The organism is Actinomycetota bacterium, from assembly GCA_036280995.1.
GTDB lineage: Bacteria > Actinomycetota > CALGFH01 > CALGFH01 > CALGFH01 > CALGFH01.
The window spans coordinates 1-15832 of record DASUPQ010000796.1 but is presented as its reverse complement, the minus strand read 5'-3'; the positions used below and the strand labels follow the sequence as shown (position 1 = coordinate 15832).

Below are 15832 nucleotides of genomic sequence, written 5' to 3'. Positions count from 1 at the left end.
GCCTCCAGGGCGCGCTCGGCCTGCCGGAGCAGGGCGGCGTCGCCGGTGGCCCTCCCCTGGGCGACCAGGACCCGCGCCGGCGTGACGACCGCGGCCTCGACGCCGGCGGCGCCGAACCTGAGCGCGTCCGCCAGCATTGCCGGCTCGACCGGGGCGGCCCAGGCGACGGCGCTGGCCCAGGCGACGGCGGCGGCTCCGTCACCCAGGGCGAGGCCCACCCTCGCCTCGGCCGCCTCCAGCAGTTGCGCCACCATCGCGAACGGCCCGTGCTGGATGAGCGGCCGGACCTCGGCCAGCACGGCTCCTGCCGCGGCCGCGTCACCCTGGGCCAGTCGCAGCCGGACCAGGGGAAGGCTCGCGAGCAGCACCAGCGGCGGCGCGTTCCCGAACTCGCGCGGGGCGGCCAGCCCTTCGGTCGCCAACGGCCACGCCGCCGTCAGGTCGTTCTCGTCGAGCAGCAGCTCGGCCAGCACCGTCCGCAGCCGCCCAGCGGTCGCGGGCACGGCGTGCTCGCTGGCCCAGGCCAGGGCCGCCCGGCCGGTGGCCAGCGCCTGCCGGCGGGCGCCCCGGAGCCGCTGGACGTTGACCTGCTGGGTGGTCGCCGTCAGGCTGCCCTGGACCAGGCCGGCCGCCCGCTCGGCCGCCGCGACCTCCGCGAAGGCCTGTTCGGCCCGGTCGAGCCGGCCCAACGCGAGCGCGGCCTGCCCTAGGCTGAGGCCGGCGATGCCGCGGAAGGCCACGTCGTCCGGCGGGAGGTCGGCCAGCGCCCGCTCCGCCCACGCGATGGCGTGGTCCGGCGCCGTGTCCGGCACGACGGTGGCCATGTAGGCGCGCGTGGCGGCGACCGCGCCACGTCCGGGGCGGGCGTCGTCGGCCGCCGGGAGCGCCCGTTCGGCCGCCTCGATCCAGGCGGCGGCCGGTCCCAGGTCGACGCGGTGGATCAGGAGCCAGGCCTGCGCCAGGCAGAGCAGCGGCCGGGTGCGCAGGACCGGCTCGGGCAGTGCCGCCAGCCAGGCCGCCAGCGTCTGGTGGATGCTCATGGTCGCGAACATCGAGGGCGTCAGCGCCTCGATCCAGGTCGCCGCGTCCTCGGCGGCGTCGCCGGCCAGCGCGTGACCGATCGCTTCCGGCAGCAGCCCTTCCCGGCCGAACCAGGCGCCGGCCCGCCGGTGGAGGGAGGCCGCCGCATCGGCGCTGGCCTCGCGGGCCAGGCGGGCGCGCAGGACGTCGGCCAACAGGTGGTGGTAGCGGTACCACACCCGCTCGTCGTCCAGCGGTACCAGGAACAGGTTGGCCTGCTCCAGCTCCTCCAGGACCCCTTGGCTGTCCCCGGCGTCGGGAGCCAGCAGGGCGTCGCACAGCGGGGCGCACAGCCGGTCGAGCACGCTGGTGGCCAGCAGGAAGCGTCGGGTCGAGGCCGGCTGGCGGTCCAGCACCTCGGCCATCAGGTAGTCGGCGACCAGCCGGTGCCCGCCGGTGAAGGCGGCCACGAACGCCGCCGGGTCGGGCCGGTCGCGCAGCGCCAGCCCGGCCAGCTGCAGCCCGGCCGCCCAGCCCTCGGTGCGCTCGACCAGCACCGCCACCTGCGCCTCGGGCAGTCGCAGCCCCATGCCCGAGGCCAGCAGGGCGGCCGCCTCCTCGACGCTGAAGCCCAGGTCGGCGGCCCGGACCTCGACGAGCTGGCGGCGGGCACGCAGCCGCGGCAGGGGCAGCGGCGGGTCCTCGCGGCTGGCGATCACCAGATGCAGGGTCGGTGGCAGGTGGTCGAGCAGGAAGGCGACCGCGGCGTGGACGGCCGGGGCGCGCACGAGGTGGTAGTCGTCAAGGACCAGGACACTGGGAGCGGGCAGGGCGGCCAGGTCGTTGACCAGCTCGGTGACCACGACCTCGGGCGGCGGTGGCCGGGGGGCGTCGAGCCAGGCCAACGCCCTCCGCCCGCAGGCGGGCGCGATCGTCTGGCAGGCGGCGACCAGGTAGCGGAGCACCTGGTCGGCCGCCTGGTCGCGCTCGTCGAGGGTGAGCCAGGCGACCGGGCGGTCCAGCTGGGCGAGCCAGGCGGCCAGCAGGCTGGTCTTGCCGGCACCGGCCGGCGCCGCCAGCAGCGAGCACCGGCCCGCGTCCAGGCCGGCGTCGAGGCGGGTGAGCAACCGGGGCCGGGGGACCAGGTCGGGGCGGGGCCGGGGCACGAACAGCTTGGTGGTCAGCAGCAGGAGGCCGCCGGCCCCATGGTCCACCCGGTCTGGCGACGCGCCAGGACCGGCGTTGGTGATGCGTCCGGCGAGCGTGGCCGCCGCCCCGGCCAGGCGCTCGGGCGTGAGGTCCTCGGCCCTGCCCAGGTAGACCTTGTGCTGGCGGCCGGCGGCGGTGCGGTAGGCGACCCAGTAGGCGCCGCCGCGCTTGCGGCGCTCCTTGCGGGCGGTGTAGGCACCCGACGGTGACCGGAACGAGAAGGACCGGGCGGCGTCGTCGGCCAGCCACGCGAACCAGCCCGGCGAGCCCACGGCCAGCCCGGCCGCCCCACCGGCCGCGGTTCCCTGCAGCAGCCCGTCCGCCACCGAGGGGATCTGCGCCATCCCCCTGCCCGTCCGATCCGGCCCTGACGTACCCAACGTACCCAACAGCATCCTCATGCTCGGGGGTTCGCGGCACCAGGGCAAGGGGCGGAACCTGGCCCGGCTCCACCGACGCGGTCCCTCAGCCTGGTTTCGGGTCCGCTTGGCGGGCATGCTGTTGCCAGCCGCCACGCCGGGGAGGTTCCGATGGCCCAGCAGCCGCTTACGATCGGCATCGAGGAAGAGTTCCAGATCGTCGACGCCGGCGGGGAGCTGAAGGCCCACATCGAGACCCTGCTGGCCGCCGCCCAGTCCAGCTCGCTGGTCGACGACGTGCGGGCCGAGATGCTGCAGTCGGTGGTCGAGGTGGGCACCAGGATCTGCGCCGACGTCACCGAGGCCCGGGCCGAGGTGCTGCGGCTGCGCGGGGGCCTGGCCGGGCTGCTCAACCCGGAGGGGCTGCGGATCGCCTCGGCCGGCACCCATCCGTTCTCCCACTGGCAGGACCAGCGGATCACCGAGATGGAGCGCTACAAGCTGTTCGAGGACCAGATGCAGGACCTGGTCCGGGAGCTGCTGATCTTCGGCATGCACGTCCACGTGGGCATCCAGGACCCCGAGGCCCGCATCGAGGTCATGAACGAGGCCCGTTACTTCCTGCCCCATCTGCTCGCCCTGTCGACCTCGAGCCCGTTCTGGCTGAACCGGAGGACCGGCCTCAAGTCGTACCGCAGCGTCATCTGGTCGCGGTTCCCGCGCAGCGGCATCCCGCCCGAGTTCAGCTCGCACGCCGACTTCGACAACTACGTGGCCCTGCTGGTCAAGACCAACACGATCGACACCGGCAAGAGCATCTGGTGGGACCTGCGGCCCCACTGGCAGTACCCGACGATCGAGTTCCGCATCTGCGACGCGGTGACCAGGGTCGACGAGGTCATCTGCCTGGCCGCCCTGGTCCAGGCCATCTGCGCCAAGCTGCTCAAGCTCCGGGGCCAGAACCTGGGTTTCCGCAAGTACCCGCCCCAGCTCATCCACGAGAACAAGTTCCGGGCCTTCCGTCACGGCCTGGACGGCAAGCTGATCGACTTCGGCAAGCAGCGCGAGGTCCCCATGCGCGATCTGGCCGTGGAGCTGGTGGAGTTCGTCGACGACGTGGTCGACGAGCTCGGCTCCCGCAAGGACGTGGAGTACGTGCACACCATCCTGCGCGAGGGCACCAGCGCCGACCGCCAGCTGGCCGTCCACCAGGCCAGCGGCGGCGACATGCGCGCCGTCGTGGACCACCTCACCGGCGAGACCCTGGCCGGCGTGCCGATCCCAGGCTAGGTCTTCGGGATCAGGTCACCTCGACCGACCCGAACTCGGGGCGCCCGGTGGGCCGGTACACGGAGATCGTCACACCCGAGGGCGTGGTCCGCGACTCGTCCAGCGCCAGGCCCGTCGCGATGCCCTCGTCCGGGAGGAGGCGCCGGCCGGCGCCGACGATCACCGGGAACACCAGCAGGTTGAGGCGGTCGACGAGGTCGTTGCCGAGCAGGAACCGGACGAGCGCGCCGCTGCCGTGGACCTGGAGCTCGCGGCCTTCGCGCTGCTTGAGCTCCCGGACGGCGGAGGCGAGGTCGCCCTCGAGGACCGTGGTGTTGGCCCACTTGGGGTCCTCGAGCGTGGTCGAGGCGACGTACTTGGGCAGCGTGTTGAGGCGCCTCGCCACCATGTCGTCCGGATCGGTGGCGTTCGGCCAGGAGGCGGCGAAGATGTCGTAGGTGCGCCGGCCGAGGAGGAACGCGTCCACCTGCTCGAACACCTCGTCGATGAACTGGCCGGTCGCCTCGTCGAAGTGGGGGACGAGCCAGCCGCCCCGGTCGAAGCCGCCGCTGCGATCCTCGTCCGGACCGCCCGGGCCCTGGTGGACGCCGTCCACCGAGAGAAAGGCCGTGACGGTGAGCTGCATGCGCGTCCTCCTCACGCCCTGGCGGCCAGGACCTCGCGGAGCTTGGCCGCGAAGGCCTCCGGCTGGCCGGGCTGGCCGTACTCGTCGCCGAGGAAGCCGCCGTGGTTGCTCGGGAACATCACCGGCTTGGTGCCGAGCCGTTCGGCGACGGCGAAGGCGCCCCGGTTCGCCATCTGGCCCTCGGACTCCTCGCCGGCGGCCAGGACGATCCGTGTCGACGCGGACCGCAGGGCGTCGAAGTCGGGCTCGTAGTGGGTGGAGGTGACCAGGTTCTGGCCGAGGAGCGGGTCCGTGCGCGAGCCGTCGTCGGTGGCCGGCATGCCGAACATCGCCGGGTCGGGCCCCGGCTGGCCGGCGATCTCGGCGGTGAACGGTCCCTCATGGCTGCTGACGGCGATGAACTGCGCCATCCCGGCGCCCCAGCCGCTGCGCCGGTAGGTCTCCTGGACGGCACGGCTGGCCGCCATCGCGTGCTCGCGGTCGGGCAGGATCGAGGCGAGCGGCGGCTCGTGCGCGACCAGCGTCCGCACGTCCTCCGGGTGCCTGGACACGAGGGCGAGCGCGTTGATCGCGCCACCGCTGCTGGCGAACAGGTCGACCGGGCCGCCGATCGCCTGGATGAGCCGATGCAGGTCGTCGGCGTGGACGTCGGGCGTCACCGGGCTGGCCGGATCGGTCTTCGCGCTGCGCTCGACGCCGCGTGGGTCGTAGGTGACCACGGTGCGGTCGGAGACGTGCTGCGACAGCGTGCCGAAGCCGCCGGCGCCCATCGGCGAGGCGATCAGCAACAGGATCGGCTCGGTGCTGGCGTCGTTGCGCCGAACGTCATAGGTCAGCGAGGCCCCGGGGACGTCAAGGGTGTGGGTTGTCAGCTGGGTGGTCCTGCTGGTCACGGTGCGCTCCTCGAGGTGGCGTCCTCGGCCAGGATGGCGTCGATCTGACCGACGGCCTGCTTGAGGCCTTCCTCGGCGCCCAGCGCGAGGACCTGTTCCATCGCCTCGGTGCTGGGGAAGAGGCTCTCGATCGACATCCGCGTCCGTCCGCTGCCGATCTCCTCGATCGTGACCCGGGCGGTGGTGAGCGGCAGATCGGTGTTCGGCGAGCCGTCGTCGTTGGCGAAGCCGTCCCGGAACACGAGCGACCGCGGCGGGTTGGCCTCGACGATCTCCCAGTAGCCGTGCGGCTGGTCGCCCTCGGGACCGGTCATGTGGTACTCGACGCGGCTGCCCGGCGCCAGGTCGTGCTTGGTGAAGGTGGCGGGGTAGGTTGGCGGGCCCCACCAGCGCTCGAGCTGACGCGGGTCGGCCCAGAGCTGCCAGACCCGCTCCGGCGAGGCGTCGAACTCGGCATCGATGGCCATGGTCAATGCCTGGGGGTCCTTGCGGACGGCGGTGACGGTCATGCGTCGGCCTCCTTCGTGTCGGTGACGAGGGCGGTCATCCGGTCGAGCCGCCCGCGCCACAGCTCCTCGTACTGGTCGAGCAGGCGTCGCGCACGGCGGAGCCCCTCGACATTGGTGCGGACGACCTTGCGGCGCCCGATGCGGACCTTGGTGACCAGGCCGGCCCGTTCGAGGATCGCGACGTGCTTCTGCACCGCCGCGAAGCTCATCGGGTAGTGCTCGGCCAGCTCGGCGACGCCCTCCTCACCCGCGATGGCCCGGCGGACGATGTCCCGCCGGGTGGCATCGGCCAGCGCCCGGAACACGCGATCGAAGTCGAGGGTCGTCTGCATTGATACAACCATAAGGTTGTATGTAGGCCGCTGTCAAGGTGGCCTCGACGACGCCTGCCACCGGTCCAGATGTGGCTCAGCGGACAGGATCACGTCCTGGCCGCCGTACCGATCGAGCAGGGGAGCGTCGAGGATGTCTGGCGCCTCGAGCCGGACCAGGGAGCCGGCATGTGGCACGTAGCAGTGGAAGCCGTCGTCGCGGCACAGCTCCGCGATCAGGCGCCGGAGCCTCGCGGTTCCCGGCAGCACCTCGACAAAGACCGTCGGCCTGCGGGCGCGCAGATGCTCGCGGCTCGCCGCGAGCAACGCATGCTCCTGTCCCTCCACATCCAGCTTCAAGAGATCGATGCCGGACAGCAACGGCCGCACGTCAACGGCCGGGACCGAGATGGTCTGCCTGACGCGACGGCTCATCGGTTCCGGCAGCTCGGTGCCGGCCCTGATGAAGGCGACGGTGGGGGTGGCCAGCTGGTCCCCGGGAACGTGCAGCTCGACCGCCGGCTCGGTGTGGGCCACGGCCGCCGCCGTGACAAGCTCGACCGACTTGACGTGGTTGAGCTCGAGGTTGGCGCGACACACGCGGGCCGAGAACGGGTAGGGCTCGACGGCGGTGTAGCGCGCCTGTGGCCCTGCCTTGGCCCCTTGCACGGTGAAGTAGCCGACGTTGGCGCCCAGTTCGAGGATGGCTGAGGAGCGGCGGCAGAAGTGTCGCCACCAGGGCAGGAGTTGTGGCTCCCAGCCCTGCTCCCCGAACCAGTACAGCTGGTGGAGGACCAGTGACTCGGCATTGACGAACCTGAGGTCCCGGTTGTCGCGAAGCGTGAAGGTGGTCACTCCGGCGGGGATACCGCCGCGCCGCAGCACCTGAAGCAGCGCGTCGTGGGCGCGGCGACGTCGTGAGCGCGGCGGCGCGGTGACCGGGCCACGGAGCCGGTCGGCGACCGTGACGGGAAGTCGCCGGACGACACCGGCCGCCATCCGCCGCGTCAGTCCCGGGCCCAGTCCAGGTCCCCGGCGACCACAAGGTCCTCTCCCAGCTGGTGGACCGTCCGGTTCAGCAGGCGCAGCCCATCCCGCACCAGGCTGGCTCCCAGGTCCCCGACGGCATCCGTCCCCTTGCCGAGCAGGATCGGGGCCACGGCCACCACCGCCCGGTCCGCCAGCTGCTCCCGGAGCGCCGACGTGATGACGCGGGACCCGCCCTCGACCAGCAGGCAGCGGATTCCCAGGGAACGGAGTCTGGCCAGCCCGTCGGCGAGGTCGATGCCGTCCGGCGCCTGGCCGACGACCTCCACCTTCACCCCGCGCAGGCGCAGGGCCGCCCGCCGGTCGGGGTCGGACCGCTGCGATGTGAGGACGATGGTGGCCGCGTCGGGGCCGAAGACCTGCGCCTCCGGCGGGACGCGGAGGGTGGAGTCGAGCACCACCCGGATCGGCGAGGCACCCGGGACCATGCGCACGGTCAGCAGCGGGTCGTCGGCCACCACCGTGCCCGCTCCGACCATCACCGCGTCGCTGGCCGCCCGGAGCGCGTGGGAGACGCGGCGCTCCTGCGTGCCGCTGATCCACTTCGAGTCCCCGCCGCCGGTGGCGATCCGGCCGTCGAGCGTCTGGGCGTACTTCAGCACCACATAGGGGCGGTCGATGGGGGAGCCGACCTCGCCCAGCAGCGCGGTGGCGTCGAACGCCTGCCCGTCGCCGTCGAGCGAGCCGTCTCCCGTCAGGAGCGTTCCACCAGGGGCCCGGTGGCCGAGCCGCTGTTGCTTGGTCTGCACATACCGGCGGTTGCGGAGGTGCGGGGCGGTCTGCAGCGACACCTGGCGCTCGACGATGACGCCTTCCCGGGCCAGCGCCCTGGCCTTGGCGGGGTTGTTGGTGAGCACGCGGGAGCTTCGGACCCCAGCGGCCTGGAGGATGTGCACGGCCTCCCGGAAGTCACGGCCGTCGACCGGCAGGCCCAGCCGGCGGTTGGCCTCGACGGTGTCGTGGCCCTCGTCCTGCAGCATGTAGGCCTGGAGCTTGGATACCAGCCCAACGCCCCGGCCCTCGTGGCCGGCGGCGTACACCAGCGCTCCCCGGCCCTCGGCGATGATCCGCCGCATGGCCAGCTGCAGCTGGGGGCCGCAGTCGCAGCGGAGCGAGCCGAACGCGTCGCCGGTGAGGCAGGCGGAATGCAGGCGGACCAGAACGTCGCGGCCGTCCCCGATCTCGCCGTAGACGAACAGCAGGTAGACGTCGCCCGACGCCCCCTCGAACACCCGGAGGTCGAACTCTCCTGCCCAGGTCGGCAGGACGAGGTGAGCGACCTCCTTGGGTTGCACCATGTCCGCCAGATTGCACACTTGCCAGGGGTGCAATCAAGATGGGCGGTCTCCGGTCCGGCCGACGGTCGATCGGGTGGTGGGGAGAGGTGGCTGCCATGCAGGCCCGTGCGGTCCACTTCGTGGCCCCTCGACGGGTCGAGCTGCGGGAGGTCGAGCTTCCCGAGGTGTCCGGGGGCCACGTGCTGGTGGCCACGGAGTGGTCCGGGATCTCGAGCGGGACCGAGCTGCTCGCCTACCGGGGTGAGGTCGACCCGGACCTGCCCCTGGACGAGACCCTGGGCGCCCTGGCCGGCACCTTCACCTACCCGTTCCGCTACGGCTACAGCGCGGTCGGCCGCGTCGTCCAGCCGGCTCCCCCCTTCCAGGAGGGGCAGCGGGTCTTCGCCTTCCACCCCCATCAGGACCGGTTCGTGGCCGACGCCCGGGAGGTCGTCGACGTCGACGGCCTGGACCCGCGGGCCGCCACCCTGTACCCGGCGGTCGAGACCGCCCTCCAGGTCTGCCTCGACGCCTCCCCGCGCCTGGGCGAGACGGTCGTGGTCGTTGGCCTGGGTGCGGTCGGCATCCTGGTCGCGGTGCTCCTGGCCCGGACCGGGGCGGTGGTCCTCGGGTCCGATCCGGAGCCGGCCCGGCAGGCCGCCGCCAGGGCCTTCGGTGTCCGGGCCATCGACCCCGGCGAGGTGCCGGAGGTGGTGGCCGCCGAGACCGGGAGGCGCGGCGCCGACCTGGTGGTCGAGGCGAGCGGGAACCCGCAGGCGCTGGCGGGGTCCCTGGGTCTGCTGGCCCACGAGGGAACAGCCGTGATCTGCTCGTGGTACGGCACCAAGCCGGTGCCCCTGCCCCTGGGGGCCGCGTTCCACCGCCGGCGGCTGGCCCTGCGCAGCACGCAGGTCTCCACCCTCCCGGCCGCCCTCACCGCCAGGTGGGACCGCCGCCGCCGGGCCGAGCTGGCATGGCGGCTGGCCCGCGAGCTGCCCCTGCCGGTCCTGGCCACCCACGCGTTCGCCTTCGAGCAGGCCGCCGAGGCCTACGCTTGCGCGGACCGGAAGGAAGGCGGTCTGATCCATGCCGCCCTCCGGTATGACTGAGGACGCCGAGTGATCCGGGAGAGGTCGATGAGTGTCGGATATGAGGTGGGATCCAGCGTCACGGTCCGGGCGCTGCACCAGATGCCGGTCGAAGGGCCCGAGGGGGAGCTGCACCCCCATGACTACCGGATCGACGTCGTGGTCGGGCGGCACGAGCTGGACGAGCACGGGATGGTCTGTGACCTGGATGCGCTCCGGGCCGCCCTGCAGGCGATCGTGGCCCGGATCGACGGGAAGGACCTGGAGGAGATCCGCCCGCCCGCGGCCGAGGCCGTGACCGTGGAGGTCCTGGCCCGCTGGGCGCACCAGAGCCTGGTCCCCGCGCTGCGGCGGGCCGGAGGCGACACGCTCGCGGTCCGGGTGTGGGAGTCGCCCTCGGACTTCGGCGGCTACGCCGGCCCGGTGGCCTGACCGGTCGCGGCCGTCTCGTGGAGGGCGGCGAAGAACAGTGCCGCCGACTGCGCCCAGGTCGGTCGGGCGGCGGCCCGCCTCCCGGCGGCCGCCGCCATCCTTCGCCGCAGGTCCTCGTCACCCGCCAGGCGGGCGAGGGCGACACTCAGGGCGTCCACGTCGCCGGGGCTGGCGAGCAGCCCCTCCCGGCCATGTTCGGCCAGGTGGGGCAGGTTGCCGGCCCGCCAGCCGACCACCGGTAGCCCCGCGGCCATGGCCTCCCCCCAGACGGTCCCATAGGGCTCCCGCAGGCTGGGGAGCACGAAGACGTCGGCTCCCCGGTACAGGGCGGCCACCCGTTCCGCGGCCAGGGGACCGTGGACGACCACCCGCCCGGCCAGGTCCGGCCGGGACAGCCTGGCCCGCACGCGGGCTCCATGGCGGGGATCGGCGCGGTCGTCCCCGGCCAGGTGCAGGGTGGCCAGCCCGTCCGGCAGCCGGGCCACGGCCTCGAGGAGGTCGAGGAGGCCCTTCCGTTCCACCCAGTTGGCCACACACAGCAGGCTCGCCTGGCGACCCTGGCGGAGGTCGACCGGCGGGCCGGCCGGAGCGGCGGGCAGGTCGTGGCCCGGCGGCACCACCCGGATCCGTTCGGGCGGATACCCCTGGCCGGCCAGCTCGTCGCCGAGGGCCTGGCTGGCCACCAGGAGCAGGCGGGCGCGGCGGTAGGCCAGCCGGTCCACCGGGGCCTGGACGGCCCGCCGCAGCGGCCCGTGATCGATCCCTCCAGGCGGTTGGTGGAGGCTGCCCACCAGCGGCGTCCTGGGCCGCCGGGGCAGCCAGGGCCCGAGGAAGGCGGCGGCGATGCTGTCCAGCACCAGGACGTCCGCCCTGGCCCGGCGCAGCACGGCCGGGCCGGAGGATGCCGGCAGGGGGAAGGGGCGGTCGGGGAAGGAGACGAAACGGACGGCGGCGCCGCAGGCCGGCGCCAGCTCCGCCATGCGGCGATGATAGCGGTAGCCGCCGGTCAGGCGGCCGGGGTCACCCAGCGTGACCAGGGAGACGGTGAGGATGCGGGTCATCCACGTGGCTCCGAGCGTGTTCGGGCCGGACGGGCTGTACGGCGGGGGCGAGCGCTATCCCCTGGAGCTGGCCCGGGCCCTGGCCGACCAGGTGGACTGCGAGCTGGTCACCTTCGGCCCGCGGCCCGCCACGTGGCGAGCCGACGGTGGCCTGCGCGTCCGGGTCCTCCGGCCGGTGGCCTGGCTGCGCGGCCACCCTGCCCAGCCGGTGGCCCCGCTGCTCCCCGCGGCGCTCACCCGCGCCCAGGTCGTCCACGCCCATCACTTCAGGAGCGTACCCACCCGGATGTCGGCGGTCACGGCCCGCGTCCTCGGGGCGGGCACGGCCGTCACCGACCACGGGCTGCTCGGCAGGACCTGGGGCGGGCTCGTGCACCGGCTGTTCGACCGCTTCCTGGCCGTCTCCCGATGCTCCGCCGAGCTGCTCGGAGCCCCCCCGGCGAGGACGCAGGTGATCTACGGCGGAGCCGACACGCGGCGGTTCACCCCCGTGCCCGGCGCCGACCGGGACGGTGTCCTGTTCGTCGGGCGGCTGACCCCGCACAAGGGGATCGACCGGCTGATCCGCGCCCTGCCCGCCGGCGCCGGGCTCCGGATCGCGGGCAGCGCCGGCCACGACCCCCGCCCACCCGAGCGGGACTATCCCGCGCTGCTGCACCGGCTCGCCCAGGACCACGACGTGACCTTCCTCGGTCCGGTGCCGGATCCCGACCTGCCCGGCCTGTACCGGCGGGCCGCGGTCCTGGCCCTCCCGTCCGTCGACCGGACCTGCTACGGCCGGCACGTCCCCGTCTCCGAGCTGCTCGGCCTGGTCGCGCTGGAGGCCATGGCCAGCGGGACCCCGGTGGTCGCCAGCCGGATCGGGGGGCTGGCCGAGGTCGTCGTGGACGGCGAGACCGGGTTCCTGGTCCCGCCCGGCGACACCGAGGCGCTCGCCGAGGGCCTCGCACGCCTGCTGTCGGACCGCCGCCTGGCCGCCCGGCTGGGCGCCAACGCCCGCGACCTGGTCGTGCAGCGGTTCACCTGGCGGGCCTGCGCCGAGCGCTGCCTGGCCGCCTACGAGACGCTGTGATCGCGGCCACGGCGGCGGTGAGCGTTTCGACCACCGGGACGCCGGCCGCCTCGAGCGCGTGCCGGTGATGTGCGCCTCCGTCGTACAGCACACAGCGGGCGCCGACCGCCCGCGCCGCCGCCAGGTCGTCGAGCGCGTCTCCCACCAGCAGCGCCGCCGAGGGCTCGACCTCGAGCGCAGCCAGGTGGGCCACCAGGTGCTCGGCCTTGCCGCCCCCACCAGGCGCGCGCAGCCCATCCACCCGGCGGAAGAAACGGCCGATCTCCAGCCGCTCGACCAGCGACACCAGGTCCTGGTGGCGCCACATCGACAGCAACGACTGGGTGAGCCCGGCCGTCTCGGCGGCCGCCAGCGCCGCCCAGGCGTCGGGGGCCAGCCGGAGGCGTTCCAGCCGGCCGGCATAGCTGTCGTGGTAGGCCTCGTCGAGGATGTGCCATTCGCCCGGCTCGATGGGACGGCCGGCCACCTGCTCATAGAACCGCTGGACCGGCCGGGTGAAGTGCGTGCGGAAGGTGTCGGAGTCGATCGGCCGGAGGCTCAGCAACGCCAGCGCGTCGTTGATCGCCGCCACCACCGCGACGTGGTCGTCGAACAACGTCCCGTTCCAGTCCCAGACCACGTGACGGACGCCGTCCCCGGTCTCGAGGCGCTCATCATCCCGGTGGCCCACCATGCAGGTCAGTGTAGGTGAGACCCTGCAGGTTCAGGTGAACGACGGTGCTGGGAGAAAAATGACGGTCCTCGATGTCCGTTCGATCGTCTTGTCTGCGCCACGGCGGGGGAGCGTAAATCCTCTTCCTCCGTTGCGCCTTCTCGGGGATCTGCACGACGACATCGATTGCACCGGGCTGGACGCGGAGATGACGCGCAACATCCGTTACGGAAACGTGGGCAGCGTGCTGCCGTACCTGCTGCAGGATGACTACTCCCGCGAGCTCGTGCCACAGGAGACCAGGGTGGCGACCCTCGAGAATGACCATCTGCTCGCCATTGTTCTTCTCGACTTTGGTGGCCGGCTCTGGTCGCTGCAGGACAAGGTCGGCGGTCGAGAGCTTCTCTACAACAACGACCGGATACAGCTCGGCAATCTCGGGTTGCGAAATGCCTGGTTCCCGGGCGGAGTCGAGTGGAACCTGGGAACCACAGGACATACGGCATTGACATGCTCGCCCGTCCACGCAGCTTCCCTCGAGCTCCCCGATGGCGCTCCAGGCCTTCGCATCTACGAGTGGGAGCGTATGCGTGAGCTCGTCTACCAGGTGGACTTCAGGCTGGGACCCAGGTCGCGCCGCCTGGCGGTCGATGTCAAGGTGACCAACCCGAACGCCCATGCCGTGCCGGTCTACTGGTGGTCGAACGTGGCGGTCGCCAGCTCCCCCGGCACCCGGGTCGTGGTCCCCAGCCGCTCGGCGTTCGAGTTCACCTACGCGCGACGGCTCCGTCGCGTTCCCGTACCGGGGCCCGGCGGGCCCGACCCCACCTATCCGCTCGCGGCGACGCGGACCGCCGACCACTTCTTCGAGCTGGACCCCGGGAGGCTCCCCTGGATCGCGGCGGTCGACGCGGCCGGCGTCGGCCTGCTGCAGGTGTCCACCGGACGGCTCCATGGGCGGAAGCTGTTCACCTGGGGCAACAGTCCCGGCGGGCGTCGCTGGCAGGAGTTCCTCACCGGCTCCACCCAGTCCTACTTCGAGATCCAGGGCGGCCTGACCAGGACCCAGCTCGAGCACGTTCCGCTCGGCCCAGGAGCCAGCTGGTCGTGGACCGAGGTCTACGGACCGGTCTCGGTCCCCGCGGACGCGGTGCACGGGGAGTGGGCCGACGCGGTCGAGTGCCTGGAGCCGGCGGCCGCCGAGGCGCAGGCCGAGTTCGCGCGCGGCGGGGGCGCACGGGCCGGCGACAACCGGCAAGGCGAGCGGGTGCACGCCGGCTCGGGATGGGGAGCGCTGGAGTCGCTGCGGCGCGAGGTGGCGCGGGAGCCGCCCTCGCCCGTCATCGACCGCCTGTTCCCCCGATCCAGCCTCGGGGACGACCAGGAGCCGTGGATCGCCCTGCTGGAAACGGGCACCCTGCCGTCTGGAACGCCGCGCTCCTATGTCGTCGGCGGGTCCTGGTCCGGCCTGCTCGAAGCGGCGGCCGACTCGGCCGCGTCGATGCTGCACCGGGGGGTCGTCCGGTGGAGCGCCGGCCAGCGCGAGGCCGCCGTCGAGGCCTGGGAGGCGGCGTACGCGCTGGAGCCGGACTGCTGGCTCGCGTTGCGCAACCTCGCGGCCGCGAGCGGCCTCATGGGCGCTTCCGGGCGGTCGGCCGAGCAGTACCTGCGGGCGCTGGACCTGATGCCCGACCTCCCGCAGCTCCGGGTGGAGGCGATCGAGGCGCTGATCGTGGCGGACCGCCTCCCGGAGGCGATCGCGCTCGCGCAGACGGCGCCGCCGTCGTCGTTCGCCGGGAGGTTCCGGTTCCTGGAGGCGCGGGCCGCTATGCTCCACGGTGACGTCGGGCGTGCCGCGTCCATCCTCGCGGGCGGTCTGGAGATCGCCGACCTGCGGGAAGGCGAGGTCTCGCTCTCCGATCTCTGGCTCGCCGTCCACCAGGCACCTCCCGGGGCGGCGGGCCCCCGGCCGGACGTGCCCTTCATCTACGACTTCCGGCTGGACGGCGGAGCCGCCCGACCCTGACCGAGCACCTCCAGGACGCGGCGCACCTCGGCGACCACGGCCTCGCGGGCCGTGCCGAGGTAGATACGGGTGTCGACGACCGACGGGTCCTCCTCGAGGCAGGTGCGCACGGCGGCGGTGAACACCTTGCCGAGGCGCGTCGAGATGTTCACCTTGGTGATCCCCGCGGCGACCGCCCGCGTCAGGTCGGGGTCGGACACGCCCGAGGAGCCGTGCAGGACGAGCGGGACCTCCACGCCGGCGCCGAGCCGTCCGATGAGCTCGAAGTCCAGCGTGGCCTCCTGGGTGAGCATGGCGTGGGAGGTGCCGACGGCGACGGCGAGGGCGTCGACCTTGGTCGCGGCCACGAAGCGGGCCGCCTCCTCCGGGTCGGTGCGTGCCCCTGGCGCATGCGCGCCGTCCTTGCCGCCGACCTCGCCCAGCTCCGCTTCGACCCAGACGCCACGGGCGTGGCACTGGGCCACGACCTCGGCCGTGGCGGCGACATTCGCCTCGTAGGGGAGCCTGGACCCGTCGAACATCACCGATGTGAAGCCGAGCCCCACGGCCTCCTGCACCAGCTCCGGCGACTCGGCGTGGTCGAGGTGGACCGCCACGGGCACGCTCGCGCCCCCGGCGATGGCAAGGGTCGCCAGGGCCACCGGCTCGAGGCCGCCGTGGTACCGGACCGTGTTCTGGCTGACCTGGAGGATCACCGGGGCGCCGGCCTGGGCGGCACCGGCCACGATGGCCTGCCCGTGCTCGAGCTGGACCACGTTGAAGGCGCCGACGCCGCGACGGTCGCGCGCCGCGGAGGTGACGATCTCAGCGGTCGAGGCCAGGGGCATGGCGCTCCTCCACGAGGATCTGGGGGACGAACCGACGGTAGTCGCGCAGATCGATGATCCCGGCCGTCGGTTGGAGCACGGCCGCAGCCGACAATGCAACGGCATCGCGCAGCCGATCGGGCCATGGTGCGCCG

The 15832-nt window shown here is 73.3% G+C and carries 15 protein-coding genes; 5 read left to right on the top strand and 10 right to left on the bottom strand.

What is annotated here, in order from left to right:
- On the bottom strand, positions 1 to 2573 hold a 2573-nt coding region (locus VF468_26705), incomplete at its 3' end, for an AAA family ATPase (GenBank protein ID HEX5881880.1).
- Positions 2574 to 2759: 186 nt separating this feature from the next.
- On the opposite strand from VF468_26705, the gene VF468_26700 reads away from it, so the two are divergent.
- Positions 2760 to 3878 carry a carboxylate-amine ligase gene (locus tag VF468_26700; protein ID HEX5881879.1) on the top strand — a complete coding sequence of 373 codons (1119 nt, stop codon included), beginning with the start codon at positions 2760 to 2762 and terminating at the stop codon, positions 3876 to 3878.
- Positions 3879 to 3888: 10 nt separating this feature from the next.
- On the opposite strand, the gene VF468_26695 is transcribed toward VF468_26700, so the two are convergent.
- From VF468_26695 to ribA, 6 genes are read right to left on the bottom strand one after another with little or no spacing between them, the layout of a single operon-like run.
- Positions 3889 to 4503: a dihydrofolate reductase family protein gene (locus VF468_26695; protein HEX5881878.1), complete on the bottom strand. Its 615-nt coding sequence runs from the start codon at positions 4501 to 4503 to the stop codon at positions 3889 to 3891.
- A gap of 11 nt (positions 4504 to 4514) precedes the next feature.
- A complete protein-coding gene (locus tag VF468_26690) occupies positions 4515 to 5396 on the bottom strand; it encodes an alpha/beta hydrolase (GenBank protein ID HEX5881877.1) in 882 nt (293 codons plus the stop codon).
- The gene (locus VF468_26685) at positions 5393 to 5905 is read right to left on the bottom strand and encodes an SRPBCC domain-containing protein (GenBank protein HEX5881876.1); all 513 of its coding nucleotides are present in this window, start codon (positions 5903 to 5905) and stop codon (positions 5393 to 5395) included. The genes VF468_26690 and VF468_26685 overlap by 4 nt, the downstream gene beginning before the upstream one ends.
- Entirely contained in the window at positions 5902 to 6237 is a 336-nt protein-coding gene (locus VF468_26680) for a metalloregulator ArsR/SmtB family transcription factor (GenBank protein HEX5881875.1), read from the bottom strand. The genes VF468_26685 and VF468_26680 overlap by 4 nt, the downstream gene beginning before the upstream one ends.
- Positions 6238 to 6270: 33 nt before the next feature.
- A complete protein-coding gene (locus VF468_26675; protein HEX5881874.1) occupies positions 6271 to 7215 on the bottom strand; it encodes an FkbM family methyltransferase in 945 nt (314 codons plus the stop codon).
- Between the two features lie 8 nt (positions 7216 to 7223).
- A complete protein-coding gene (ribA, locus tag VF468_26670) occupies positions 7224 to 8561 on the bottom strand; it encodes a GTP cyclohydrolase II RibA (GenBank protein HEX5881873.1) in 1338 nt (445 codons plus the stop codon).
- A 95-nt stretch (positions 8562 to 8656) separates the two neighbouring features.
- Here ribA and VF468_26665 point away from each other — a divergent pair, with 95 nt between their 5' ends.
- A complete protein-coding gene (locus VF468_26665; protein ID HEX5881872.1) occupies positions 8657 to 9649 on the top strand; it encodes a zinc-binding alcohol dehydrogenase in 993 nt (330 codons plus the stop codon).
- A 27-nt stretch (positions 9650 to 9676) separates the two neighbouring features.
- A complete protein-coding gene (locus VF468_26660; GenBank protein ID HEX5881871.1) occupies positions 9677 to 10060 on the top strand; it encodes a 6-carboxytetrahydropterin synthase in 384 nt (127 codons plus the stop codon).
- Here VF468_26660 and VF468_26655 read toward each other — a convergent pair.
- Entirely contained in the window at positions 10039 to 11121 is a 1083-nt protein-coding gene (locus tag VF468_26655; GenBank protein ID HEX5881870.1) for a glycosyltransferase family 4 protein, read from the bottom strand. The two genes, VF468_26660 and VF468_26655, sit on opposite strands and share 22 nt — an antisense overlap.
- Between VF468_26655 and VF468_26650 the strand changes: the two genes are divergently transcribed.
- A complete protein-coding gene (locus VF468_26650; protein ID HEX5881869.1) occupies positions 11111 to 12193 on the top strand; it encodes a glycosyltransferase family 4 protein in 1083 nt (360 codons plus the stop codon). The two genes, VF468_26655 and VF468_26650, sit on opposite strands and share 11 nt — an antisense overlap.
- Here the strand turns inward: VF468_26650 and VF468_26645 are convergent.
- Complete coding sequence (locus tag VF468_26645; GenBank protein HEX5881868.1) at positions 12141 to 12866, bottom strand: HAD family hydrolase; 726 nt, start codon at positions 12864 to 12866, stop codon at positions 12141 to 12143. The genes VF468_26650 and VF468_26645 overlap by 53 nt on opposite strands.
- On the opposite strand from VF468_26645, the gene VF468_26640 reads away from it, so the two are divergent.
- A complete protein-coding gene (locus VF468_26640) occupies positions 12865 to 14871 on the top strand; it encodes a DUF5107 domain-containing protein (protein ID HEX5881867.1) in 2007 nt (668 codons plus the stop codon). The genes VF468_26645 and VF468_26640 overlap by 2 nt on opposite strands.
- Here VF468_26640 and VF468_26635 read toward each other — a convergent pair.
- The gene (locus tag VF468_26635) at positions 14832 to 15698 is read right to left on the bottom strand and encodes a class II fructose-bisphosphate aldolase (GenBank protein ID HEX5881866.1); all 867 of its coding nucleotides are present in this window, start codon (positions 15696 to 15698) and stop codon (positions 14832 to 14834) included. The genes VF468_26640 and VF468_26635 overlap by 40 nt on opposite strands.
- Positions 15699 to 15832 lie beyond the last annotated feature (134 nt).